The sequence below is a fragment of the Pseudomonas rustica genome (assembly GCF_049959085.1).
Classification (GTDB): domain Bacteria; phylum Pseudomonadota; class Gammaproteobacteria; order Pseudomonadales; family Pseudomonadaceae; genus Aquipseudomonas; species Aquipseudomonas rustica.
In genome coordinates this window covers 1,818,814-1,843,050 of record NZ_CP188200.1, presented here as the reverse complement: position 1 = coordinate 1,843,050, position 24,237 = coordinate 1,818,814, and the positions used below count along the sequence as shown (strand labels likewise).

At 58.9% G+C, this 24,237-nt stretch carries 20 protein-coding genes and 1 pseudogene; 20 read left to right on the top strand and 1 reads right to left on the bottom strand.

The annotated features are described in order from the left end of the window. Positions 1–76: 76 nt before the first annotated feature. Positions 77–1,333 carry an NADP-dependent isocitrate dehydrogenase gene (icd, locus tag ACP3TY_RS08585; RefSeq protein ID WP_159813875.1) on the bottom strand — a complete coding sequence of 419 codons (1,257 nt, stop codon included), beginning with the start codon at positions 1,331–1,333 and terminating at the stop codon, positions 77–79. 481 nt (positions 1,334–1,814) lie between these two features. Between icd and ACP3TY_RS08580 the strand changes: the two genes are divergently transcribed. The 20 genes and pseudogenes from ACP3TY_RS08580 (at position 1,815) to nuoF (ending at position 24,228) form a co-directional block, all read left to right on the top strand. Further along, a complete protein-coding gene (locus ACP3TY_RS08580; RefSeq protein WP_426619716.1) occupies positions 1,815–4,040 on the top strand; it encodes an NADP-dependent isocitrate dehydrogenase in 2,226 nt (741 codons plus the stop codon). Between the two features lie 200 nt (positions 4,041–4,240). After that, positions 4,241–4,687 carry an NUDIX hydrolase gene (locus tag ACP3TY_RS08575; RefSeq protein WP_053121609.1) on the top strand — a complete coding sequence of 149 codons (447 nt, stop codon included), beginning with the start codon at positions 4,241–4,243 and terminating at the stop codon, positions 4,685–4,687. A 59-nt stretch (positions 4,688–4,746) separates the two neighbouring features. Continuing rightward, entirely contained in the window at positions 4,747–5,871 is a 1,125-nt protein-coding gene (gene mnmA / locus ACP3TY_RS08570; RefSeq protein ID WP_127928939.1) for a tRNA 2-thiouridine(34) synthase MnmA, read from the top strand. Continuing rightward, entirely contained in the window at positions 5,868–6,491 is a 624-nt protein-coding gene (gene hflD / locus ACP3TY_RS08565) for a high frequency lysogenization protein HflD (protein WP_053121613.1), read from the top strand. Before mnmA ends, hflD begins: the two co-directional genes overlap by 4 nt. Positions 6,492–6,617: 126 nt before the next feature. After that, entirely contained in the window at positions 6,618–7,988 is a 1,371-nt protein-coding gene (gene purB / locus ACP3TY_RS08560; RefSeq protein ID WP_008082884.1) for an adenylosuccinate lyase, read from the top strand. A gap of 86 nt (positions 7,989–8,074) precedes the next feature. Then, positions 8,075–9,244, top strand: a complete 1,170-nt coding sequence (locus tag ACP3TY_RS08555) for a cupin domain-containing protein (protein WP_053121616.1) — start codon at positions 8,075–8,077, stop codon at positions 9,242–9,244. After that, positions 9,237–9,662, top strand: coding sequence for a GNAT family N-acetyltransferase (locus ACP3TY_RS08550; protein WP_053121618.1), 426 nt, complete (start codon positions 9,237–9,239; stop codon positions 9,660–9,662). The genes ACP3TY_RS08555 and ACP3TY_RS08550 overlap by 8 nt, the downstream gene beginning before the upstream one ends. A 370-nt stretch (positions 9,663–10,032) precedes the next feature. Further along, on the top strand, positions 10,033–10,794 hold the full coding sequence (locus ACP3TY_RS08545) for a secretin N-terminal domain-containing protein (protein WP_426619715.1): 762 nt from the start codon (positions 10,033–10,035) through the stop codon (positions 10,792–10,794). 474 nt (positions 10,795–11,268) lie between these two features. Then, on the top strand, positions 11,269–12,594 hold the full coding sequence (aceA, locus tag ACP3TY_RS08540) for an isocitrate lyase (protein ID WP_008032724.1): 1,326 nt from the start codon (positions 11,269–11,271) through the stop codon (positions 12,592–12,594). A 113-nt stretch (positions 12,595–12,707) separates the two neighbouring features. Then, positions 12,708–12,974, top strand: a pseudogene (locus ACP3TY_RS08535) (DUF6124 family protein); the annotation flags it as partial. Positions 12,975–13,110: 136 nt separating this feature from the next. Further along, a complete protein-coding gene (locus tag ACP3TY_RS08530; RefSeq protein ID WP_426620444.1) occupies positions 13,111–13,470 on the top strand; it encodes a DUF6124 family protein in 360 nt (119 codons plus the stop codon). Between the two features lie 566 nt (positions 13,471–14,036). Further along, entirely contained in the window at positions 14,037–15,461 is a 1,425-nt protein-coding gene (locus tag ACP3TY_RS08525) for an amino acid permease (RefSeq protein WP_426619714.1), read from the top strand. A gap of 139 nt (positions 15,462–15,600) precedes the next feature. Beyond that, on the top strand, positions 15,601–16,137 hold the full coding sequence (locus ACP3TY_RS08520) for a 2,4'-dihydroxyacetophenone dioxygenase family protein (RefSeq protein WP_159813890.1): 537 nt from the start codon (positions 15,601–15,603) through the stop codon (positions 16,135–16,137). A 42-nt stretch (positions 16,138–16,179) separates the two neighbouring features. After that, positions 16,180–17,091 (top strand): LysR family transcriptional regulator, encoded by a 912-nt coding sequence (locus tag ACP3TY_RS08515; RefSeq protein ID WP_400755604.1) that lies wholly within the window; start codon positions 16,180–16,182, stop codon positions 17,089–17,091. A 32-nt stretch (positions 17,092–17,123) separates the two neighbouring features. Further along, complete coding sequence (locus ACP3TY_RS08510; protein WP_426619713.1) at positions 17,124–18,365, top strand: aspartate aminotransferase family protein; 1,242 nt, start codon at positions 17,124–17,126, stop codon at positions 18,363–18,365. Between the two features lie 1,054 nt (positions 18,366–19,419). Next, on the top strand, positions 19,420–19,833 hold the full coding sequence (locus tag ACP3TY_RS08505; protein ID WP_003223812.1) for an NADH-quinone oxidoreductase subunit A: 414 nt from the start codon (positions 19,420–19,422) through the stop codon (positions 19,831–19,833). A 10-nt stretch (positions 19,834–19,843) separates the two neighbouring features. Then, complete coding sequence (locus ACP3TY_RS08500; protein ID WP_053121628.1) at positions 19,844–20,518, top strand: NuoB/complex I 20 kDa subunit family protein; 675 nt, start codon at positions 19,844–19,846, stop codon at positions 20,516–20,518. Between the two features lie 73 nt (positions 20,519–20,591). Next, positions 20,592–22,376, top strand: coding sequence for an NADH-quinone oxidoreductase subunit C/D (gene nuoC, locus ACP3TY_RS08495; RefSeq protein WP_008082858.1), 1,785 nt, complete (start codon positions 20,592–20,594; stop codon positions 22,374–22,376). Between the two features lie 2 nt (positions 22,377–22,378). Continuing rightward, the gene (nuoE, locus tag ACP3TY_RS08490; RefSeq protein WP_007920186.1) at positions 22,379–22,876 is read left to right on the top strand and encodes an NADH-quinone oxidoreductase subunit NuoE; all 498 of its coding nucleotides are present in this window, start codon (positions 22,379–22,381) and stop codon (positions 22,874–22,876) included. Continuing rightward, the gene (nuoF, locus tag ACP3TY_RS08485; protein WP_008082856.1) at positions 22,873–24,228 is read left to right on the top strand and encodes an NADH-quinone oxidoreductase subunit NuoF; all 1,356 of its coding nucleotides are present in this window, start codon (positions 22,873–22,875) and stop codon (positions 24,226–24,228) included. The genes nuoE and nuoF overlap by 4 nt, the downstream gene beginning before the upstream one ends. Positions 24,229–24,237: the final 9 nt, after the last annotated feature.

Here is a 24,237-nt window from a genome sequence, read left to right as displayed (position 1 = left end):
CGCCGCAAACATTCAGCCATAAAAAAAACCGCCTGACTCAATTCATCGAGTCAGGCGGTTTTTGTGTACCTGCGTTTTACATGTGCGAGATCAGCGCATCACCGAAGCCCGAAGACGACACCAGTTTGGCCCCATCCATCAGACGTTCGAAGTCATAAGTCACGGTTTTGGCCGAGATAGCGCCGTTGGTGCCTTTGATAATCAGATCCGCCGCTTCCGTCCAGCCCATGTGGCGCAGCATCATTTCTGCCGAAAGAATCAACGAACCCGGGTTGACCTGATCCTTGCCGGCGTACTTCGGTGCAGTACCGTGGGTGGCTTCGAACATCGCCACGGTGTCGGACAGGTTGGCGCCCGGCGCGATGCCGATACCGCCCACTTCTGCCGCGAGGGCATCGGAAAGGTAGTCACCGTTAAGGTTGAGGGTCGCGATCACATCGTATTCGGCCGGGCGCAGCAGGATCTGCTGGAGCATGGCGTCAGCGATGGCGTCTTTGACCACAACGTTCTTGCCGGTTTTCGGGTTTTTGAACTGCATCCACGGGCCGCCGTCGAGCAGGGTCGCGCCGAATTCTTCAGCGGCCACTTCGTAGGCCCACTCTTTGAAGGCACCTTCGGTGAACTTCATGATGTTGCCTTTGTGCACGATGGTCAGCGAATCGCGGTCGTTATCGACCACATATTGCAGAGCCTTGCGCGCCAGACGCTTGGTGCCTTCCAGCGAAACCGGCTTGACGCCGATGCCGCAGTTTTCGTCGAAACGGATCTTGGTGACGCCCATTTCTTCTTTAAGGAATTTGATGACCTTGGTGGCTTCCGGCGAACCGGCCTTCCACTCAATGCCGGCATAGATGTCTTCGGAGTTCTCGCGGAAGATCGTCATGTCGACGTCGCCAGGCTTTTTCACCGGGCTTGGCACGCCTTCGAACCAGCGCACCGGGCGCAGGCAGACGTACAGATCGAGCTGCTGACGCAGGGCCACGTTCAGCGAACGGATGCCGCCACCGACCGGCGTGGTCAGCGGGCCTTTGATGGAAACCACGTAATCCTTGACTGCGTCCAGCGTTTCCTGAGGCAGCCAGGTGTCCTGATCGTAAACCTGAGTGGCTTTTTCCCCGGCGAAGACTTCCATCCAGGAAATCTTGCGTTTACCGCCGTATGCCTTTTGAACTGCAGCATCGACAACCTTGATCATCACCGGGCTGATGTCGACACCAATGCCGTCACCTTCGATGAAGGGGATGATCGGGTTATCAGGAACATTGAGAGAATGGTCTGCATTGACGGTGATTTTGTCGCCGACGGCTGGAACCTGAATCTTCTTGTAACCCATGCTGAACTCCATTGTTTGGATTGAACATCTGGCTTGGTTCGAGCGTAACCCAGTTAAATCAACACGCAAACCCTCTGTTCCCGGCAATCGCACAACTCGTTTCGTACAACCCTGAAAGCAAAGGGAAAAGCGCCAAACTCAAGCATTCGCAACGACTCTACGCGCCACCCTGCCCTGCGACCTTTAGACCAATGGACGAGATTGGTTGCATATGAACCATCGGCAGATTGCCAGCTACCTATGTATAATGCCCGCCGCTGACCACAGGGTCACGACGGCTGGCCTCTCTAGAACGAGACTTTCCGCCTGATTGGTCGGGTTGTTACCGCAGCCTGACTGCTTGACGCTCTACTGATGCACCCAACATCACCGCGAAGAATCTCGACATTCGGTTCATGGATGACTTTGAACGAACGCGCTTACCCGGCGCCCCTCGAGTTTCTGCGCACGCTTTAGCAAAGAAGAGAGAGTTAATCCGAATATGCCCACCCGCTCGAAGATCATCTATACCTTCACCGACGAAGCCCCAGCCCTCGCCACCTATTCCCTGCTGCCGATCATCGAGGCCTACACCGCTTCGGCCGATATCGCCGTGGAAACCCGCGATATCTCTCTTGCAGCACGTATTCTGGCCAGCTTCCCCGAGCAACTGGGTGACAAAGCCGTAGCCGACCACCTCGCCGAACTGGGCGACCTGGCCGTTACGCCTGAAGCCAACATCATCAAGCTGCCGAACATCAGCGCTTCGGTGCCTCAGCTGCAAGCCGCGATCAAAGAGCTGCAAGCCCAGGGTTACAACCTGCCGGACTACCCGGAAACCGTGACCAGCGACGCCGACAAAGATGCCAAGGCGCGTTACGACAAGGTCAAGGGCAGCGCCGTGAACCCGGTTCTGCGTGAAGGCAACTCCGACCGTCGCGCTCCGCTGTCGGTGAAGAACTATGCGCGCAAGCACCCGCACAAAATGGGCGCCTGGGCCAAAGACTCCAAGTCCCACGTCGCTCACATGAGCACCGGCGATTTCTACGGCAGCGAAAAAGCTGCCCTGATCGACGCCGCTGACGCCGTGAAGATCGAGCTGATCGCCAAAGACGGCACCGCGACCGTTCTGAAAGAAAAAACCACCGTTCAGGCTGGCGAGATCCTCGACTGCGCCGTGATGAGCAAAAACGCCCTGCGCGCGTTCATCGCTGCTGAAATCGACAGCGCCAAGGCCCAAGGCGTGCTGCTCTCGGTTCACCTGAAAGCAACCATGATGAAGGTCTCCGACCCGATCATGTTCGGTCAGATCGTTGCCGAGTTCTATAAAGACGCGCTGACCAAGCACGCTGCCGTGCTGGCCGAGATCGGCTTCAACCTGAACAACGGCATCGGCGATCTGTACGCGCGCATCAAAGCCCTGCCGGCTGAGCAGCAAGCGCAGATCGAAGCCGACATGGCCGCCGTGTACGCCGCTCGTCCGTCGCTGGCGATGGTCAACTCCGACAAAGGCATCACCAACCTGCACGTGCCGAGCGACGTTATCGTCGACGCCTCGATGCCAGCGATGATCCGTGACTCCGGCAAAATGTGGGGCACTGACGGTCAGTTGCACGACACCAAGGCTGTGATTCCGGATCGTTGCTACGCAACCATCTACCAGGCCGTGATCGAAGATTGCAAAGCCAATGGCGCTTTCGATCCGACCACCATGGGCAGCGTGCCAAACGTTGGTCTGATGGCGAAGAAAGCCGAAGAGTACGGCTCGCACGACAAGACCTTCCAGATCAAGGCTGACGGCGTGGTTCGCGTAACCGACAGCAAAGGCACTCTGCTGATGGAACAGGCTGTTGAAGCCGGCGACATCTTCCGCATGTGCCAGACCAAAGACGCGCCGATCCAGGACTGGGTCAAACTGGCCGTCAACCGTGCTCGCGCCAGCAGCACGCCAGCGATCTTCTGGCTCGACCCAATGCGCGCTCACGACGGCGTAGTGATCGAGAAAGTTCAGGCGTACCTGAAGGATCACGACACGTCCGGTCTGGACATCCAGATCATGGCGCCGGTCGACGCGATGAAGTTCACCCTGCAGCGCACCCGCGAGGGCAAGGACACCATTTCGGTGACCGGCAACGTACTGCGCGACTACCTGACTGACCTGTTCCCGATCATGGAACTGGGCACCAGCGCCAAGATGCTGTCGATCGTGCCGCTGATGAACGGCGGTGGCCTGTTCGAAACCGGCGCTGGCGGTTCGGCGCCGAAGCACGTGCAGCAACTGGTTGAAGAGAACTTCCTGCGCTGGGATTCGCTGGGCGAGTTCCTCGCACTGGCAGCGTCCCTTGAGCATCTGGGCGTGAACTACAACAACCCGAAAGCGCTGGTGCTGTCGAAAACCCTGGATCAGGCGACTGGCCAGTTCCTCGACAACAACAAGTCGCCATCGCGCAAAGTCGGCAACATCGACAACCGCGGCAGCCACTTCTACCTGGCGATGTACTGGGCTCAGGCCCTGGCTGCCCAGACTGAAGACGCGGCACTGCAAGCGCAGTTCGCGACTCTGGCAAAAACCCTGACCGAGAACGAAGCAACCATCGTTGCCGAGCTCAACGCCGTTCAGGGCAAGCCAGTCGACATCGGCGGTTACTACCACGCCAATGCCGAGCTGATCAGCAAGGCCATGCGCCCAAGCGCAACCCTCAACGCGGCGATTGCTGCGCTGGTTTAAGGTTGTAAAGGGAACATCACAAACCCCGGCCTAGTGCCGGGGTTTGTGTTTCCGAATACAACACAAATCCCCTGTAGGAGTGAGCCTGCTCGCGATAGCGTAATTTCAGGCACCATAGTTGTTGAATGGTATACCGCTATCGCGAGCAGGCTCACTCCTACATTGGATTGCATTTCAATCCCAGAATTGAGGAAGGTTTTATGGAATGGCTCCCCCACATCACCGTCGCCACCATCGTCGAGGACAACGGTCGCTTCCTGATGGTTGAAGAACACAAAGCCGGGCGCAATGTGCTCAACCAGCCCGCCGGTCATCTCGACCCGGACGAAACCCTGATCGACGCCGCCATCCGCGAAACCCTTGAAGAAACCGGCTGGGACGTCGAGCCCACCGGCGTCATCGGCATTTACCTCTACACCGCCCCGAGCAACGGCGTGACATACCAGCGCGTGTGCTTCAGCGCCAAAGCCGTTAAACACCACCCGGATTACCAATTGGACGACGGCATCGTCGGCGCCAAGTGGCTGACCCGCGACGAATTAATCGCCCAGCGCGACAACTGGCGCAGTGAGCTGATCATCCGTTGCATCGACGATTATCTGGCCGGGCATCACTTCAGCCTCGAACTGATCCGCCCTTCTCTTTAGCCTTGAGGCCGCGAGCCTGCTAGAATCGCGTCCTTTTTCAAGACACTCATTGAATCCCTATGCGTGATCCAGCCCCTTCTGACACATCCAAGAAGCGCGTCATTGTCGGCATGTCCGGCGGCGTGGACTCTTCCGTTTCCGCTCTCCTGCTGATCGAGCAGGGCTATGAAGTGGAAGGCCTGTTCATGAAGAACTGGGAAGAAGACGACGGAACGGAATACTGCACCGCCATGGACGACCTGGCGGATGCCCAGGCTGTCTGCGACAAAATCGGTATCAAACTGCACACCGCCAACTTCGCTGCCGAGTACTGGGACAACGTGTTCGAGCACTTCCTGGCCGAATACAAGGCCGGGCGTACGCCGAACCCGGACATCCTGTGTAACCGCGAGATCAAGTTCAAGGCGTTCCTCGACTACGCCATGATGCTCGGCGCCGACCTGATCGCCACCGGCCACTACGTCCGCCGCCGTGACATCGATGGGCGCACCGAACTGCTCAAAGGCCTCGATCCGAACAAGGATCAGAGCTACTTCCTGCACGCCGTTGGCGGTGAACAGATCGCCAAGACCCTGTTTCCGGTCGGCGAACTGGAAAAGCCGGAAGTCCGTGCAATTGCCGAGAAATATGAGCTGGCGACCGCCAAGAAGAAGGATTCCACCGGGATCTGCTTCATCGGCGAGCGTCGTTTCAGCGACTTCCTCAAGCAATACCTGCCGGCGCAACCGGGCGAAATCAAAACCACCGAAGGCGAAGTCATCGGCCGTCACCACGGTTTGATGTACCACACCATCGGTCAGCGTCAGGGCCTCGGCATCGGCGGTTTGAAAGACGCCGGCGACGAGCCGTGGTACGTGCTGCGCAAGGATCTCGACACCAACGAGTTGATCGTCGGCCAGGGCAACAACCACCCGTGGCTGTTCTCCGGCGCCCTGCTCGCTTCGGAAATCTATTGGGTCAACCCGATCGACCTGAGCCAGCCGCTGCGCCTGACCGCCAAAGTACGTTATCGCCAGAGCGATCAAGCCTGCACCCTGGAAAAAACCGCCAGCGGCTACCGCGCCGTGTTCGACGAGCCGCAACGCGCGGTAACGCCGGGCCAGTCCGTGGTGTTCTATGACGGTGAAATCTGCCTCGGCGGCGGCGTGATCGAAGTGGCCGAGCCGTGGAGCGGCCAGGCATGAGCCCGACTCAGGAGCAACTGACGGCGCTGGGCGGCGTGTTTCTCGCCGCCGTGCTGGTCGACCGGATCGCCAAAAGCGGCCAGACCAGCGAAGCCGGCCTGACGTGCATGCTCGGCAGTCTGTTGGTGCGCGACCCGAAAGACACGCTGGACGTGTACGGCGGCGACGACCTCAATCTGCGCGAAGGTTATCGGGCGCTGATCGGCGCCCTCGAACGCGACCCGAGCACTTTGCAGCGCGAGCCATTGCGTTATGCGCTGTCGATGCTCGGTCTGGAACGCCAACTGGCGAAACGCGGCGACATGCTCGATGTGATCGGCAAACGTCTGCCGCAGATTCAGTCGCAGGTCGAACATTTCGGCCCGGCCCATGAAAACGTGATTGCCGCCTGCGGCGCGCTGTATCAGGACACCCTGAGCACCCTGCGCCAACGGATTCAGGTGCACGGCGACATGCGCAACCTGCAACAGCCGAGCAACGCCTCAAAAATTCGTGCCCTGCTGCTCGCCGGCATCCGTTCGGCACGCCTGTGGCGGCAGCTCGGCGGCCATCGCTGGCAGTTGGTGATCAGCCGGCGCAAGCTGCTCAAAGAGCTGTATCCATTGATGCGCAGCGAGTAAACGCTACGCAATAAACGCTTTGTAGTCTGTAACGCGTAATACGCCGGTCAGTTGGCAACGGACCGGCGGATTTTTTCATGTATGATACGCGCCCCATTTCGTTGCCCGACTGTCCGAGAACACCCCATGCAGCTTTCTTCGCTCACTGCGGTTTCCCCTGTTGACGGCCGCTACGCCGGCAAAACCCAGGCCCTGCGCCCGATTTTCAGCGAGTACGGTTTGATCCGTGCCCGAGTTCTGGTTGAAGTGCGCTGGCTCCAGCGCCTGGCCGCCCACGCTGGTATCCCAGAAGTGCCAGCCTTCTCCGCCGAGGCCAACGCCGTTCTCAATGAACTGGCTGAAAACTTCTCGCTGGAGCACGCCGAGCGCGTCAAAGAGATCGAGCGCACCACCAACCACGACGTCAAAGCGATCGAATACCTGCTCAAAGAGCAGGCGGCCAAGCTGCCGGAGCTGGCCAAGGTCAGCGAGTTCATCCACTTTGCCTGCACCAGCGAAGACATCAACAACCTGTCCCACGCCCTGATGCTGCGCGAAGGCCGTGACGACGTGATGCTGCCGCTCATGCGCCAGACCGCCGAAGCCATCCGCGAACTGGCCATCCGTTTCGCTGACGTGCCGATGCTGTCGCGCACCCATGGTCAACCGGCCTCGCCGACCACTCTGGGTAAAGAGCTGGCGAACGTGGTTTACCGTCTCGAGCGTCAGATTGCTCAAGTCGCTGCCGTACCGCTGCTGGGCAAGATCAACGGCGCTGTCGGCAACTACAACGCGCACCTGTCGGCCTACCCGCAGATCGACTGGGAAGCCAATGCCCGCGCCTTCATCGAAGACGAGCTGGGCCTTGGTTTCAACCCGTACACCACGCAAATCGAACCGCACGACTACATCGCCGAGCTGTTTGACGCGATCGCACGTTTCAACACCATCCTGATCGACTTCGACCGTGACATCTGGGGCTACATCTCCCTGGGTTACTTCAAGCAGCGCACCATCGCTGGCGAAATCGGTTCGTCGACCATGCCGCACAAGGTCAACCCGATCGACTTCGAAAACTCCGAAGGCAACCTGGGTATCGCCAACGCACTGTTCCAGCACCTGGCGAGCAAACTGCCGATCTCCCGCTGGCAGCGCGACCTGACCGACTCCACCGTACTGCGTAACCTCGGTGTCGGCTTCGCCCACAGCGTGATCGCGTATGAAGCCAGCCTCAAAGGCATCAGCAAACTCGAGCTGAACGCTCAGAAGATTGCCGCTGACCTCGACGCTTGCTGGGAAGTGTTGGCTGAGCCGATCCAGACCGTGATGCGCCGCTACAACATCGAAAACCCGTACGAGAAGCTGAAAGAACTGACCCGCGGCAAGGGCATCAGCCCTGAAGCGCTGCAGACTTTCATCGATGGTCTGGACATGCCAGCCGAAGCGAAAGCCGAGCTCAAGCAACTGACCCCGGCCAACTACATCGGCAACGCTGTAGCGCAAGCCAAACGCATCTGATCGACCGTTTGCCCCGTTTGAGACGCCCGGCCGCGCCGGGCGTTTTTATTCCCGTCTGAAAAGTGCTTTTTTTCAATAGGTTACACATGAATCCTGATATTCCTCTGCAACTTCTGGGTGGCATCACCGCACGCGAATTCCTGCGCGACTACTGGCAGAAAAAACCGCTGCTGATCCGCCAGGCAATCCCTGACTTCGAAAGCCCGATCGACGCCGACGAGCTGGCGGGTCTGGCCCTGGAAGAAGAAGTCGAATCGCGTCTGGTGATCGAGCACGGCGAGCGCCCATGGGAATTGCGTCGCGGCCCGTTCGCTGAAGACGAATTCAGCAAATTGCCGGAAAAAGAGTGGACGCTGCTGGTTCAGGCCGTCGATCAGTTCGTGCCGGAAGTCAGCGAGCTGCTGGAAAACTTCCGCTTCCTGCCGAGTTGGCGCGTCGACGACGTGATGATCAGCTTCGCCGCCCCGGGTGGCAGCGTCGGCCCGCACTTCGACAACTACGACGTGTTCCTGCTGCAAGGTCACGGCAAGCGCAACTGGAAAATTGGCCAGATGTGCGATTCCGAAAGCCCGCTGCTGCAACACGCAGATCTGCGCATCCTCGCTGAATTCCACGAGACCGAAGAGTGGACGCTGGAACCGGGCGACATGCTCTACCTGCCGCCACGTCTGGCTCACTGCGGTGTCGCGGTCGACAACTGCATGACCTACTCGGTCGGTTTCCGCGCGCCGAGCGCCTCTGAGGTGCTGACCCACTTCACCGACTTCCTCAGCCAGTTCCTGACTGACGAAGAGCGCTACACCGACGCCGACGCGCAGCCAGCCGCTGACCCGCATCAGATTCAACACGATGCGCTGGATCGCCTCAAAGCCCTGCTCGCTGAACACATGAGCGACGAGCGTCTGCTGCTGACCTGGTTCGGCCAGTACATGACCGAGCCGCGCTACCCGGAACTGGTCAGCGGCCCTGACGACGTCGAGGAAGAAGAATTCCTTAACGCTCTGCAAGACGGCGCCGTGCTGATCCGCAATCCGAGCGCGCGTCTGGCGTGGTCGGAAGTCGATGACGACCTGCTGCTGTTCGCCAGCGGCCAGAGCCGCTACCTGCCGGGCAAACTGCGCGAGCTGCTGAAACTGATCTGCGCCGCCGACGCCCTGCACGCCGACAACCTCGGCGAGTGGCTGAACGACGAAGACGGTGCCGGCCTGCTCTGCGAACTGGTCAAGCAAGGCAGCCTGGGGTTCGCTGATGAATAAGATTCGCGTTCGTGTCGCAGACTGGCAGAAGGACATCGCCGAGATCCGGCGCATTCGTGAAACGGTGTTCATTGCCGAGCAATCGGTGCCACCTGAGTTGGAATGGGACGCGGACGACGCCAGCGCCGTGCATTTCCTGGCGTTTGAAGGCGACTTCCCGATCGGCACTGCGCGCCTGTTGCCTGACGGCCACATCGGCCGCGTGTCGGTGCTGAAAGACTGGCGCGGGATGAAGGTCGGTGATGCGCTGATGCAAGCGGTCATCGCCGAAGCAGAAGCACGCGGCTTGAAAGAGCAAATGCTCAGCGCGCAAGTGCAAGCCACGGCGTTCTATGAGCGCCTGGGCTTCAGCCTGGTCAGCGAGGAATTCCTCGAAGCCGGGATTCCGCACGTCGACATGGTTCGCCATTCGGCCTGAACCCCGCCCTGATCGTTCCCACGCTCTGCGTGGGAATGCCTCTCGGGACGCTCCGCGTCCCTTGCGGCATTTGACGCAGAGCGTCACTGGCTGCATTACCACGCAGAGCGTGGGAACGATCATGCAAAACGCCCCGGCATCCAACGATGCCGGGGCGTTTTGCTGTCTACGACTCAACTTGCCCCACCCCAGGCCGACAAACTGCAACAACAGCAAACCTGTAGGAGCTGCCGAAGGCTGCGATCTTTTAAGCTTCAGCACAATAAACGCGGCGTCGTTTTGATATCTTGGGCTGAGGAGCAAGTGCCAGATCCAAAGATCGCAGCCTTCGGCAGCTCCTACAGAAATCTATTCAGCGGAGATAACGGACATGTCCCTACGCACCCTGCTCACCACCCTGCTGCTCGGTTGCAGTTTTTCGGTGATGGCAGCCACAGAAATCGTGCCCCTCAAGTACCACACCAGCGCCGATATGTTGCCGGTGGCGCAGGACTTTATCGGTCAGGATGGCCAGGTCAGCGCCTACGGCAACCAGCTCATCGTCAAAGCCGAGCCGGGCAAGATTCAGGAACTCAAGGATCTGCTGTCACAACTCGACACCGCGCCCAAACGCCTGCTGATCACCGTCGACACCAACGAAAACAATGGTCGCGGCGACGAAGGCTATGCAGTCAACGGCGCCCCGCCCAACCAGACCCGCATCATCAGCCGCAGCACCACCAGCCGTAACGGTGGCATTCAGCAAGTGCAGGCCAGTGAAGGCGCACCGGCGCTGATTCAAGTAGGCCAAAGCGTGCCAATCACCAGCAGCCAGAGCAATTCCTACGGCGATTACAGCAGCCAGACCCAGTATCGCAACGTCACTCAAGGGTTCTACGTCACCGCCAGCGTCACCGGCGACACCGTTCACCTGGCGATCAGTACCAACCGTGACCGCATGAGCCAGGAACGTCCCGATGTAGTGAACGTGCAAAGCACTGACACAACCGTCACCGGCCGCCTCGGCGAGTGGATCACCCTCGCCGGTGTCAACAGCCAGACCCAGGCTGACAAACAGGGCCTGACCCGCAGCTACTCTACTCAAGGCCGGGATGACATGACCTTGCGGGTGAAAGTCGACACCTTGGACTAACTCACCGAAAACTGACTGATTAGTCGTATTAGACGAAAGATGTAGTGCTTGAAAAAAAGCACTACAAAACGTTTGACGAGGCAAAAAAGCAAAGGCATGATGGCCTCGCTCCCGCTAATCAGAGGCCCTGGCAAGGGCCTTCGAAGCGATGTTCGCACCTACCCCGCGAACCGCTTCGTGTCTGTACCGCCCACAAGGTGTGTTTGACGAGGTTGCCGACTGGAACGAAGTTGTCCCGAGGGACGGAAGCGTAATTAGGTAACCCGGCTCCACGCTGTAGACCGTATAGAGGCCCACGACGCCCGAATGCGCCCGCAGTCCGCCACTACCTGCTCACTTCCCCTCGAGCCCATCGTTCATCCCGTCGCCTACCCCGCCGAATCCGACTTGACCCCCTAAGCTTCTGGTCAGCGAGCGCAGGAATTTTCCACCGCAGAACAACTTTTCATAAAAGACGCGACGAGGTTTATCTCCATGGCACTGACACGCGAACAGCAAATTGCAGCCCTCGAAAAAGACTGGGCTGAAAACCCGCGCTGGAAAGGCGTGACACGCGCTTACTCCGCTGCTGACGTCGTCCGCCTGCGTGGCTCGGTTCAACCTGAGCACACTTTTGCAAAACTGGGCGCCGAGAAGCTGTGGAACCTGGTCACCCAGGGCGCCAAGCCGTCCTTCCGTCCTGAGAAAGATTTCGTCAACTGCATGGGCGCCCTGACCGGCGGCCAGGCTGTGCAACAAGTCAAAGCCGGTATCCAGGCGATCTACCTGTCGGGCTGGCAAGTAGCTGCGGACAACAACTCCGCCGAATCGATGTACCCGGACCAGTCGCTGTACCCGGTGGACTCGGTTCCAACCGTGGTCAAGCGCATCAACAACTCGTTCCGTCGTGCCGACCAGATCCAGTGGAAAGCCGGCAAAGGCCCGGGCGACGAAGGCTACATCGACTACTTCGCACCAATCGTGGCTGACGCTGAAGCCGGCTTCGGTGGCGTGCTGAACGCTTACGAGCTGATGAAGAGCATGATCGAAGCAGGCGCCGCCGGCGTTCACTTCGAAGACCAACTGGCTTCCGTGAAAAAATGCGGTCACATGGGCGGTAAAGTACTGGTTCCAACTCAGGAAGCCGTACAGAAGCTGACCGCTGCGCGTCTGGCTGCTGACGTTGCCGGTACCCCGACCATCATTCTGGCCCGTACCGACGCGAACGCCGCTGACCTGCTGACCTCCGATTGCGACCCGTACGACCAGCCGTTCGTAACTGGCGAGCGCACTCAGGAAGGTTTCTACAAGGTTCGCGCTGGCCTCGATCAAGCCATCGCCCGTGGCCTGGCTTACGCGCCATACGCCGACCTGATCTGGTGCGAAACCGCCAAGCCGGATCTGGACGAGGCTCGTCGCTTCGCCGAAGCGATCAAAAAGGAATACCCGGATCAACTGCTGTCGTACAACTGCTCGCCTTCCTTCAACTGGAAGAAAAACCTGGACGACGCGACCATCGCCAAGTTCCAGCGCGAACTGTCCGCCATGGGTTACAAGCACCAGTTCATCACCCTGGCCGGCATTCACAACATGTGGCACAGCATGTTCAACCTGGCGCACGACTACGCCCGCAACGACATGACTGCTTACGTGAAACTGCAAGAGCAGGAATTCGCTGACGCCGCCAAGGGTTACACCTTCGTGGCTCACCAGCAGGAAGTGGGCACCGGCTACTTCGACGACATGACCACCGTGATTCAAGGTGGCTCGTCTTCGGTAACCGCACTGACCGGTTCGACTGAAGAAGAACAGTTCCACTGATTCTGCTTCGCCTGAGCAAACGGCCTCTGCGGATCGGATAGAAAGCTAACCGCAGAGCCGCAAAACTGACGCCCCGACTGGTTCGGGGCGTTTTTTTTGTCTGGGATTTGGCGGATTTCTATCTCAACCCCGACTCACTGAAACTCTCAATCCCTTCCCGCAAGACCAGCAAGATCTTCCTGATCGACCCCACCGTGGACGAAGAAACCTTACTCGTCGAAGCCTGCGAATCGTTGGCCGCCGCCAACGACATGGCGCGTGAAATTGGCGATGTCGTCGACAACACACAACGCCGATCCCTGTTGATGCTGCATCAGGTAATCATGCTGAGTGAACTCATGGTCAATCGAGTCCTGGACGGCCGACGCCTGCCGCACTAACAAACTCCCCACAATCCCCCTGTAGGAGCTGCCGAAGGCTGCGATCTTTTGATCTGCATTTATAAAACCAAGATCAAAAGATCGCAGCCTTCGGCAGCTCCTACAGGGTGTCATTTATCCATCGGAGTTTCAGTTGATGTCCGAAACCACAAGCAATCCACCGGTCACAGACCCGGCGTCACCCTATGAATCATTCAATTCGAAAAAGCTTCACGCAGCGGCTGAGCGTGCGCTTGATCATTATCTTGCGCCTGAGAAAATCATGGCCACACCGTACAGCCCCAGCACGCTGTTTATGGTTAATCCGCAATCTGATACCGAAACTTTGCTGGCCAATGCTTGCGAATCGCTGGCCTCGGCCACGGTGATGCTGGGGGATTTTGCCGGGATGCTGGAAGGGCCGAATCGCAATACGTTGCTGGGGATTGCGCAGGTGGTGATGCTGGGGGAATTGGCGGTGAACAAGGCGCTGGATAATGTTGTGCCGAGTGCGTGAACCGCGACCCTCACCCCAACCTCTCCCAGAGTTATTGGGGACTGACCGAGTTGTCTGGGCGTTATACATCGACCTGAAAAATCCAGTCGATTATGGATTCAAAGCGGCACGTTCAAGTCGGCGTATCCCTCCAGCATCCCCCATTCAGTCCCCTCTCCCTCCGGGAGAGGGCTAGGGTGAGGGGCTTTTCAGGCTGACCGCTGATCGCGCAGGCAGATCTGCTCAACAGCATCCACGCGATCTTCAGTAAACGCCTGTAATAGACCAACATCCTTTCCCCTCACCCCAGCCCTCTCCCTCCGGGATAGGGAGCCGACCGAGGTGTCTGGCGTTATACATCGACCTGAAAAAACCAGTCGATTATGGATTCGGCAGAGCGTCCGCCCTCCATCCCCCGTCTTTGACACTCCCCCACCTAACACCCGCCACCTGTGACGACAGTTCACATCCTCTTTGAACCATTTAGGGCTAATGCCCTCCCCTCTAAGCGCTTAGGGTACGGCCCATCGCCGTGTCGTTGCGGCGTTTCAGACAATAATAAAGACGTTCATTCGAGGTACGAGCCGATGCGTGATGACAAAGACAAGGCTAACAACGAGCTAGGGAATGGCTTGAAAGGACGGCAGGTCACGATGATTTCGATCGGCGGCGTGATTGGCGCCGGTCTGTTTGTGGGTTCGAGTAATGCCATTGCCACCGCTGGCCCTGCGGTGCTGGTGTCGTATGTCTGCGCGGCGATCATTGTGGTGTTGGTCATGCAGATGCTCGGCGAAATGGCGACTGCTCGGCCGGACACCGGGTCGTTTTCTTCCTATGCCGATCAGGCGATTGGTCGCTGGGCCGGGTTTTCCATCGGTTGGTTGTACTGGTGGTTTTACGTGTTGGTGATTGCCATTGAAGCAATTGTTGCGGGCAATATTCTGGGCGACTGGCTGGGGATTTCGCATTGGGTGGCGGCGTTCGGCGTCACGTTCGCATTGATCCTGTGTAACAGCCTCAGCGTCGGTTCGTTCGGTACGCTGGAATATTGGTTGTCGCTGTTCAAGGTCGTGTCGATCGTCGGTTTCATCATCCTCGGCGTGCTGGCGATTTTCGGGATTTTGCCGGGTTCCTCGACCAGCGGGATTTCCAATCTGTACGCCAATGGCGGTTTTGCTCCCAACGGTAATGTGGCGATTGTCGCCGGTCTGCTGACAGCGATGTTCAGTTTCCAGGGCAGCGAAGTGGTGACCATTGCCGCCGCTGAATCCAAGGATCCGAAAGCCAATATCAAAAAAGCCATTCGTGCCGTGGTCTGGCGTCTGGGCTTGTTCTATCTCGGCTCGATGTTTGTGGTGGTGTGCCTCATTCCGTGGAACGCGCCGGATCTGGCGCAGGGCTCTTACCAGGCTGTGCTGAGCGCGATGAACATTCCGTGGGCGCCGCAGATCATGGGCATTGTTGTGCTGGTGGCGGTCACCAGTTGCCTGAACTCGGCGATCTATACCGCTTCGCGCATGGCCTACTCGCTGGCCCGTCGCGGTGATGCGCCGAATGCGGTGTCGCACACCACCCGTCAAGGCGTGCCGCTGTTGGCCGTCGCGCTGACATCGGTCGCGGCACTGACGGCGCTGACTGCCAACTACCTGCTGCCCAAGCAAGTGTTTCAGTTTCTGCTGGCCACCAGCGGCGCATTGGCCTTGCTGATGTACCTGGTGATCGCCGTCACGCAACTGTGCATGCGCCGCAAACTGGTCGCACAGGGCAAGAAACTCGAAGTGCGCATGTGGATGTTTCCGTATCTGACGATCCTCACAATCGTGTTCATCCTCGGCGTGTTCGCGATCATGGCGGCTTTCCCCGGTCAGCGTGCGGAACTGCTCTCGACCCTTGGCCTGACGGCGGTGCTGGTGATCATCGGCGCGTATTTGCAGAAGTCGCAGCCCGAGCTGTCGGCCCGACGCAGTGCCATGGCGCCAGTTGAAACCGCCACCCCGCAAGTATTGGCCTGAACACCGCCCGCCGCTGTGACTGAGCGTCACAGCGAGTGTGCCGGCGACCTGCTTTTTCACGGCTGATTGCCACCCTATTCTGCTTGAAACCCCGGCCAACAACCGGCCGGGGGTTATCAAAACTTACAAGGAACGCCTCATGAGTATTGCGCCTAAACCTGACGAACTGGCCATCCCGTATCAACTGCCGCAAGTGCCGTACATGGCGCCCGACATGGTGCACCCCGGCGTCCTCGGCCAATGGCTGGAAGACGATCAACTGTGGGTGCCGGTGACCGATTCGGTGTCGTTCAAACCGGTGTTGCTCAGCGTGTCCGGTGGCTACTACATCAACCTGCTGCGCGTGCGCAAAAGCGGCGTGCTCTCGCGTCATCGTCATACCGGCGGCGTGCACGCGATGGTGCTTAAAGGTCGCTGGTACTATCTGGAGCATGACTGGGTCGCCGAGGAAGGTTCGTTCGCGTTCGAGCCACCGGGCGAGACTCACACCCTGTTCGTGCCGGAAGATGTCGAAGAGATGATCACCTGGTTCCACGTGCAGGGCGGTTACACCTACGTTGACCCACAAGGTGTAGCGGTCGGCTACGAAGACGTTTTCACCAAACTGGAAACCGCTCGCGCGCATTACAAAACGCTCGGGCTGCCAGACGATTACATCGAACAGTTCATTCGCTGATCGACGCCGTGGCAGGCGTCGGATCGACACGGGAGGCAAGTCTTGGATAACTACTCGCAGCTGCTGGCGTTTCTTTGGGCCACGGAGCACGGTAACTTTTCAGCGGCCTCTCGCGCCCACGGTCTGACGCCGTCGGCCATCAGCAAACTGATCTCGCGTCTGGAAGATCGCTTGCAGGTGCGCCTGTTTCAACGCGGTACGCGCAGCTTGTCGCTGACCGAAGAAGGCGCCGCCTATCTGGTCAGCGCCCGCGCGGTGATCAACGCGATGGCCGAAGCCGACTCACTGGCCGAAGCGTTTCCGACGCGGGTCAGTGGCATGCTGCGGATTCACACGATGTCGACGTTTGCCAAACACCAGATCATTCCGTGGCTGCCGGAGTTTTTGGCGGCCTACCCCGGGTTGACGATTGATATCCAGATCGGCGCGCAATTTTCCGATCAGTTCGATCAAGGGCTGGATCTGGCGATTCACAGCGGCGTATTACCGGACTCCACGCGCATCGCCCGCAAGATTGGCCAGAGTCGCTGGATTATCTGCGCCTCCCCGGACTACCTCGCCCGCCACGGAACGCCCGAGCACCCGCAGCAATTGCTCGATCACACCTGTTTCAGCTTCGGCTTCAACAGCGTGTGGAACGACTGGGATTTCCTCATCGATGGCAATCCGACCAGCATCCCGGTGATTCCCAAAGCGACTTTCGCTCAGGGCGATCTGCTGCGCGATCTGGCCCTCAGCGGCGCGGGCATTGTGCGCTTGGCCGAGTTTCATATCGGCCACGACATCCGCGAGGGCCGCTTGATCCCGCTGCTGCAGAGCTACAGCCCGGACAGCTTTGAACCGATTTACATGATCTACACCAATCGCAAGCACCTCAGCCCCAGGATCCGCGTGTTCCGCGACTTTCTTGAACAGAAACTCGCACAGAGTCCGTGGAACACCGAGCGCGGCTGAACGCTCACCTATTAATAAGCACAGAGGCTTCTATGCGTAACCTGATTGGCGATGTTTCCAGCGCCGCGCGCATCCTTCCGGAACTCAATGGCGAAACCCTGTTTATCCGCAACGGCAAGGATGCCTATGTGTATGACGATCAAGGTCGTCGCTACATCGACACGGCGCTTGGCTTTGGCGCGGTGCTGTTGGGGCACGCCAATAATCGCGTCAACGAACAGGTGGCGGCGGCGTTGGCCGATTCTGCCGCGCCATCCTGGGCGCATGTCCGTGAACACGCGGCGGCCTCGGCACTGGCGGCGCACACCGGCGCGCTGAGCAAAGTGATTTTCACCAACTCCGGCAGTGAAGCGGTGCACCTCGCCTGCCGTGCGGCGCGCGCTTATACCGGGCGCGGGCGTATCGCGAAAATGGCGGCGGGGTTCGATGGTTGGTTTGATGACGTCAGCTTTGGCAATGTGTCGTCCAGTGAGGCGAATTTCGCTGATGGCCAGCGACCTTCTACGCCGCGCACTACGTTGCTGCGCTTCAATGACTTTGCTGATGTCGAGCGACTGTTTGCTGAGGATTCCGACATTGCGGCGGTGATTCTTGAGCCGATGCTCGCTAATGCGGGATGCATCATGCCAGCGCCGGGGTATTTGCTGCATGTGCAGGAAGTCGCGCATCGGCATGGGGCGCTGGTGATCTGTGATGAAGTGTTGATGGGGTTTCGTTTGTTCGCCGGGCTCGCGGGTTTGCAGGCGGGGCTGGATCCGGACATCGCCAGTGTTGGCAAGGCGATTGGTAATGGTGTGCCGGTGTCGGCGATTGTCGGCAAGCCGCATATTTTGGCGGGGTTTGAGGAAGGTCGCGTGCTGCGTGGCGGTACGTTCAGCGGCAACCCGATGGCGTGCGCGGCGGTGATCAGCACCTTGGCGCAACTGGATGACGCGGATTATCAGCGTTTGATTGCTCGGGGTGAGGCGCTGCGCGTTTCGGTGGAGGCCTCGTTCAAAGCGCACGGGATGACGGTGAGCACCAGCGGTTACGGCAATGTGTTCGGGATCTGGCCTTCGACGCAGGCGCCGACGAATTATGCCGAGGCGCTGGAATGTGGCGATGCGGAGTTTAGTAAGGCGCTGCATTTGGCGTTGCGCGAGGCCGGGGTGTTGGTGATGCCTTCGCCTTATGGGCGGGTTTATTTATCGTTTGCGCATGATGATGGGGTGGTTGAGGAAATGAAGGCTGCTTTTGAGGTCGCGGCTTCGAAGCTGGCTGGGCGGTTTGGCTGAGAGGATTGGAGGGGGACTGGCCTGGCGTGCAAGGCGTCGGGGCTGGTGGTGATTGATTTACCGCTTTCGCGAGCAGGCTCGCTCCCACAGGGGTTCTCGGTAGTACACAAAACCTCGGGCGCACCACAAATCAATGTAGGAGTTGAGCTTGCTCGCGAAGGCGGCGTGTCAGGCGATAAACGGGTTGGCTTATCTGGCGCTTTCGCGAGCAGGCTCGCTCCCACAGGGGTTCTCGGTAGTACACAAAACCTCGGGCACACCACGAATCATTGTAGGAGCTGAGCTTGCTCGCGAAGGCGGAGTGTCAGGTGATAAATGGGTTGGCTGATCTGGCGCTTTCGCGAGCAAGCTTTGCTCTTACGGGTTCTCGGTAGTACACAAAACCCCAGGCACACCACAAATCATTGTAGGAGCTGAGCTTGCTCGCGAAGGCGGCGTGTCAGGCGATAAATGGGTTGGCTGATCTGGCGCTTTCGCGAGCAGGCTCGCTCCCACAGGGGTTCTCGGTAGTACACAAAACCTCTGGCACACCACGAATCAGTGTGGGAGCGGGCTTGCTCGCGAAGGCGGCGTGTCAGGCGATAAACGGGTTGGCTGATCTGGCGCTTTCGCGAGCAGGCTCGCTCCCACAGGGATCTGCGGTGCTCGGACAAAACATTGATCCAGAGCGGTAGCGGCGTAGGAAAAATCGTGTAAAACGGGCGCCGTCGCTACTTGCAGTAACGTGCAAGTAAGACAACTTCCCAATACCTCACCCGTTAAACAGTTACAAAACCGCGCCAAACAATATTGATTATCATTTAGCAGCAACTATGTTCGTTACATTTCAAACAAAACATATTTCCCGCAAAACCGGCTAATGCCCGCAACGCATGGGCTGGCGGGGCTTGGAGGTGCGCTATGTCCTTATTCCAATAAATAATTTCGCTATAGGAATTTTACTTGCCGGGTGTTTAGCCATAAAATCAGCGCGATTGATTGCTGCGACATATCGTCACTGCCTTATTTCTTTATCAAGCTCAGAGACCTTTGCTCTCTGTTAAGGATTACCAGCATGCCCGAAGCGACAGGACTCATGGCCCACAACTGGGGCTTTGCCATTTTCCTTCTGGGTGTCGTCGGCCTGTGTGCCTTCATGCTCGGTGTCTCCAGCCTCCTTGGGTCAAAAGCCTGGGGCCGCAGCAAAAACGAACCGTTCGAGTCGGGCATGCTACCTACCGGTGGCGCCCGCTTGCGGCTCTCAGCCAAATTCTATCTGGTCGCGATGCTCTTCGTGATCTTCGATATCGAAGCCCTCTTTCTCTTTGCATGGTCTGTGTCCGTCCGCGAAAGCGGCTGGACCGGATTCGTCGAAGCTCTCGTTTTCATAGCAATTCTGTTGGCAGGTCTTGTCTACCTGTTCCGAGTGGGCGCCCTTGACTGGGCTCCGGAAGCTCGTCGCAAGCGGCAGGCGAAGCTGAAACAATGAGGCTTTGGCAATGCAATACAATCTCACCAGGATCGACCCCGATGCTCCTAACGAGCAATATCCGATTGGCGAACGGGAAACCGTTTCCGATCCGTTAGAAGATCAAGTCCACAAAAACATTTTCATGGGCAAGCTGGAAGACGTGCTGAGTGGCGCGGTCAACTGGGGACGTAAGAACTCCCTGTGGCCGTACAACTTCGGCTTGTCGTGCTGCTACGTGGAAATGACCACCGCCTTCACGGCGCCCCACGACATTGCGCGCTTTGGCGCCGAGGTTATCCGGGCATCGCCGCGTCAGGCCGACTTCATGGTTATCGCCGGTACCTGCTTCATCAAGATGGCGCCGATCATCCAGCGTCTCTACGAGCAGATGCTCGAGCCGAAGTGGGTGATCTCCATGGGTTCGTGCGCTAACTCCGGTGGCATGTACGACATCTACTCTGTGGTTCAAGGGGTGGACAAGTTCCTGCCCGTGGACGTCTACGTACCTGGCTGCCCTCCTCGTCCGGAAGCATTTCTGCAAGGCTTGATGCTGTTGCAGGAATCGATCGGCAAGGAGCGTCGTCCGCTTTCCTGGGTCGTTGGCGATCAAGGCGTTTATCGCGCCGACATGCCTTCGCAGAAGGAACAGCGCCGCGAACAGCGAATCGCAGTCACCAACCTGCGCAGCCCTGACGAAGTCTGATCCAGATCTGTTCTGACAAAGAAACGAGAAGCTGGCTTCATTCTTTACGTTGACCGAAAGCGAAAAAATAACCATGACTACAGGCAGCGCTCTGTACATCCCGCCTTATAAGGCAGACGACCAGGATGTGGTCGTTGAATTGAACAACCGTTTTGGCGCCGAAGCGTTCACCGCTCAGTCGACCCGCACCGGCATGCCGGTGCTGTGGGTGGCGCGCGCCAAACTCGTCGAAGTCCTGACCTTCCTGCGCAACCTGCCCAAGCCGTACGTCATGCTCTATGACCTGCACGGCGTGGACGAGCGTCTGCGCACCAAGCGTCAAGGGCTGCCGAGCGACGCTGAGTTCACCGTGTTCTATCACCTCATGTCGCTGGAGCGTAACAGTGACGTGATGATCAAGGTCGCCTTGTCCGAGAGCGACCTCAGCTTGCCGACCGTTACCGGTATCTGGCCGAACGCCAACTGGTACGAGCGTGAAGTCTGGGACATGTTCGGCATCGACTTCAAAGGCCACCCGCACCTGTCGCGCATCATGATGCCGCCGACCTGGGAAGGTCACCCGCTGCGCAAGGACTTCCCGGCGCGTGCTACCGAATTCGATCCGTTCAGCCTCAACCTCGCCAAGCAACAGCTTGAGGAGGAAGCCGCGCGTTTCCGTCCTGAAGACTGGGGCATGAAGCGCTCCGGGACGAACGAGGACTACATGTTCCTCAACCTCGGCCCGAACCACCCTTCGGCGCACGGTGCGTTCCGCATCATTCTGCAACTGGACGGTGAAGAAATCGTCGACTGTGTGCCGGATGTCGGTTACCACCACCGTGGTGCCGAGAAGATGGCCGAGCGTCAGTCGTGGCACAGTTTCATCCCGTACACCGACCGTATCGATTACCTCGGCGGCGTGATGAACAACCTGCCGTACGTGCTCTCGGTCGAGAAGCTGGCCGGCATCAAAGTGCCTGAGAAGGTCGACGTCATCCGCATCATGATGGCCGAGTTCTTCCGGATCACCAGCCACCTGCTGTTCCTCGGGACTTACATCCAGGACGTCGGCGCCATGACTCCGGTGTTCTTCACTTTCACCGACCGCCAGAAGGCGTACACGGTGATTGAAGCCATTACCGGTTTCCGTCTGCACCCGGCCTGGTACCGCATCGGCGGTGTTGCCCACGACCTGCCGCGCGGCTGGGACAAACTGGTGAAAGACTTCGTTGAATGGCTGCCAAAACGCCTCGACGAATACACCAAGGCCGCCCTGCAGAACAGCATCCTCAAGGGCCGTACCATCGGCGTCGCTGCCTACAACACCAAAGAAGCCCTGGAATGGGGTGTCACCGGTGCAGGCCTGCGTTCGACCGGTTGCGACTTCGACCTGCGTAAAGCGCGTCCATACTCCGGCTACGAGAATTTCGAGTTCGAAGTGCCGCTGGCTGCCAATGGCGATGCCTACGACCGCTGCATGGTGCGCGTTGAAGAGATGCGCCAGAGCATCAAGATCATCGACCAGTGCATGCGCAACATGCCGGAAGGCCCGTACAAGGCGGATCACCCGCTGACCACGCCGCCGCCGAAAGAGCGCACGCTGCAGCACATCGAAACCTTGATCACGCACTTCCTGCAAGTTTCGTGGGGCCCGGTGATGCCGGCCAACGAATCCTTCCAGATGATCGAAGCGACCAAGGGCATCAACAGTTATTACCTGACGAGCGACGGCGGCACCATGAGCTACCGTACCCGGATCCGCACTCCGAGCTTCCCGCATCTGCAACAGATCCCTTCGGTGATCAAAGGCAGCATGGTCGCGGACTTGATTGCGTACCTGGGTAGTATCGACTTCGTTATGGCCGACGTGGACCGCTAAGCATGAACAGCACGCTTATCCAGACAGACCGTTTCACCCTCAGTGAAACCGAGCGCTCGGCCATCGAGCACGAGCTGCATCACTACGAAGACCCGCGCGCGGCGTCGATCGAAGCCCTGAAGATCGTTCAGAAAGAACGCGGCTGGGTGCCGGATGGCGCCCTGTACGCAATCGGCGAGATCCTCGGCATCCCGGCCAGCGACGTTGAAGGTGTGGCGACGTTCTATAGCCAGATTTTCCGTCAGCCGGTTGGCCGTCACATCATTCGCGTCTGCGACAGCATGGTCTGCTACATCGGTGGCCACGAGTCGGTGGTCAGCGAAATCCAGAACAATCTGGGCATCGGCCTGGGTCAGACCACCACCGACGGTCGTTTCACCCTGCTGCCGGTCTGCTGCCTCGGCAACTGCGACAAGGCACCGGCGCTGATGATCGACGACGACACCTTTGGTGATGTGCAGCCTGCTGGCGTCGCCAAACTGCTCGAGGGCTACGTATGACCCTGACATCTTTCGGTCCTGCCAACCGCATTCAGCGTTCGGCCGAGACTCACCCGCTGACCTGGCGTCTGCGTGACGACGGCGAAGCCGTGTGGCTCGACGAGTACCAGGCCAAGAACGGTTACGCCGCTGCGCGCAAAGCCTTCGCTGACATGGATCAGGACGCCATCGTCCAGACCGTGAAAGACGCAGGCTTGAAAGGTCGCGGCGGTGCAGGCTTCCCCACGGGCGTGAAGTGGGGCCTGATGCCCAAAGACGAATCCATCAACATCCGCTACCTGCTGTGCAACGCGGATGAAATGGAGCCGAACACCTGGAAAGACCGCATGCTGATGGAGCAACTGCCCCATCTGCTGATCGAAGGCATGCTGATCAGTGCTCGCGCGCTTAAAACCTACCGTGGCTACATCTTCCTGCGTGGCGAATACACCACCGCCGCCAAGCACTTGAATCGTGCTGTGGAAGAAGCCAAGGCTGCGGGCCTGCTGGGTAAAAACATTCTCGGCAGCGGCTTCGATTTCGAGCTGTTCGTCCACACCGGCGCCGGGCGTTACATCTGCGGTGAAGAAACCGCACTGATCAACTCCCTCGAAGGCCGTCGCGCCAACCCGCGCTCCAAGCCGCCCTTCCCTGCCGCCGTCGGCGTGTGGGGCAAGCCGACTTGCGTGAACAACGTCGAAACCCTGTGCAACGTGCCGGCGATCATTGCCGACGGCGTTGACTGGTACAAATCGTTGGCCCGCGAAGGCAGCGAAGACATGGGCACCAAGCTCATGGGCTTCTCCGGCAAAGTCAAAAACCCGGGCCTGTGGGAACTGCCATTCGGCGTCACCGGTCGCGAGTTGTTCGAAGACTACGCCGGCGGCATGCGCGACGGCTTCAAGCTCAAAGCCTGGCAGCCAGGTGGCGCCGGTACCGGTTTCCTTCTGCCTGAGCACCTCGACGCACAAATGTACGCCGGCGGCATCGCCAAAGTGGGCACCCGTATGGGTACCGGCCTGGCGATGGCGGTGGATGACAGCGTCAACATGGTCTCCTTGCTGCGCAACATGGAGCAGTTCTTCGCTCGCGAGTCGTGCGGTTTCTGCACCCCGTGCCGTGATGGTTTGCCATGGAGCGTCAAGCTCTTGATGGCCATCGAAGAAGGCCGCGGTCAGCCAGGCGACATCGAGACCCTGCTGGGTCTGGTCAACTTCCTCGGCCCGGGCAAGACCTTCTGTGCTCACGCACCGGGTGCCGTGGAACCGTTGGGCAGTGCCATCAAATACTTCCGTCCAGAGTTCGAAGCCGGTATCGCGCCAGTCAGCGCCGCCGTCCCGCCTCTGGCAAGGCCGATCGTAATCGGCGCGTAAACGCTTAAT

What these genes read in the sequence shown, in the direction of transcription:
- ACP3TY_RS08550 (WP_053121618.1), top strand. Translation starts at nt 9,237, where the DNA reads ATGAATAAGATTCGCGTTCGTGTCGCAGACTGGCAGAAGGACATCGCC.
- ACP3TY_RS08580 (WP_426619716.1), top strand. Translation starts at nt 1,815, where the DNA reads ATGCCCACCCGCTCGAAGATCATCTATACCTTCACCGACGAAGCCCCA.
- ACP3TY_RS08530 (WP_426620444.1), top strand. Translation starts at nt 13,111, where the DNA reads ATGTCCGAAACCACAAGCAATCCACCGGTCACAGACCCGGCGTCACCC.
- purB (WP_008082884.1), top strand. Translation starts at nt 6,618, where the DNA reads ATGCAGCTTTCTTCGCTCACTGCGGTTTCCCCTGTTGACGGCCGCTAC.
- ACP3TY_RS08505 (WP_003223812.1), top strand. Translation starts at nt 19,420, where the DNA reads ATGCCCGAAGCGACAGGACTCATGGCCCACAACTGGGGCTTTGCCATT.
- ACP3TY_RS08520 (WP_159813890.1), top strand. Translation starts at nt 15,601, where the DNA reads ATGAGTATTGCGCCTAAACCTGACGAACTGGCCATCCCGTATCAACTG.
- icd (WP_159813875.1), bottom strand. Translation starts at nt 1,333, where the DNA reads ATGGGTTACAAGAAGATTCAGGTTCCAGCCGTCGGCGACAAAATCACC.
- ACP3TY_RS08545 (WP_426619715.1), top strand. Translation starts at nt 10,033, where the DNA reads ATGTCCCTACGCACCCTGCTCACCACCCTGCTGCTCGGTTGCAGTTTT.
- nuoE (WP_007920186.1), top strand. Translation starts at nt 22,379, where the DNA reads ATGAACAGCACGCTTATCCAGACAGACCGTTTCACCCTCAGTGAAACC.
- nuoC (WP_008082858.1), top strand. Translation starts at nt 20,592, where the DNA reads ATGACTACAGGCAGCGCTCTGTACATCCCGCCTTATAAGGCAGACGAC.
- nuoF (WP_008082856.1), top strand. Translation starts at nt 22,873, where the DNA reads ATGACCCTGACATCTTTCGGTCCTGCCAACCGCATTCAGCGTTCGGCC.
- ACP3TY_RS08555 (WP_053121616.1), top strand. Translation starts at nt 8,075, where the DNA reads ATGAATCCTGATATTCCTCTGCAACTTCTGGGTGGCATCACCGCACGC.
- ACP3TY_RS08510 (WP_426619713.1), top strand. Translation starts at nt 17,124, where the DNA reads ATGCGTAACCTGATTGGCGATGTTTCCAGCGCCGCGCGCATCCTTCCG.
- mnmA (WP_127928939.1), top strand. Translation starts at nt 4,747, where the DNA reads ATGCGTGATCCAGCCCCTTCTGACACATCCAAGAAGCGCGTCATTGTC.
- ACP3TY_RS08575 (WP_053121609.1), top strand. Translation starts at nt 4,241, where the DNA reads ATGGAATGGCTCCCCCACATCACCGTCGCCACCATCGTCGAGGACAAC.
- ACP3TY_RS08500 (WP_053121628.1), top strand. Translation starts at nt 19,844, where the DNA reads ATGCAATACAATCTCACCAGGATCGACCCCGATGCTCCTAACGAGCAA.
- hflD (WP_053121613.1), top strand. Translation starts at nt 5,868, where the DNA reads ATGAGCCCGACTCAGGAGCAACTGACGGCGCTGGGCGGCGTGTTTCTC.
- ACP3TY_RS08525 (WP_426619714.1), top strand. Translation starts at nt 14,037, where the DNA reads ATGCGTGATGACAAAGACAAGGCTAACAACGAGCTAGGGAATGGCTTG.
- aceA (WP_008032724.1), top strand. Translation starts at nt 11,269, where the DNA reads ATGGCACTGACACGCGAACAGCAAATTGCAGCCCTCGAAAAAGACTGG.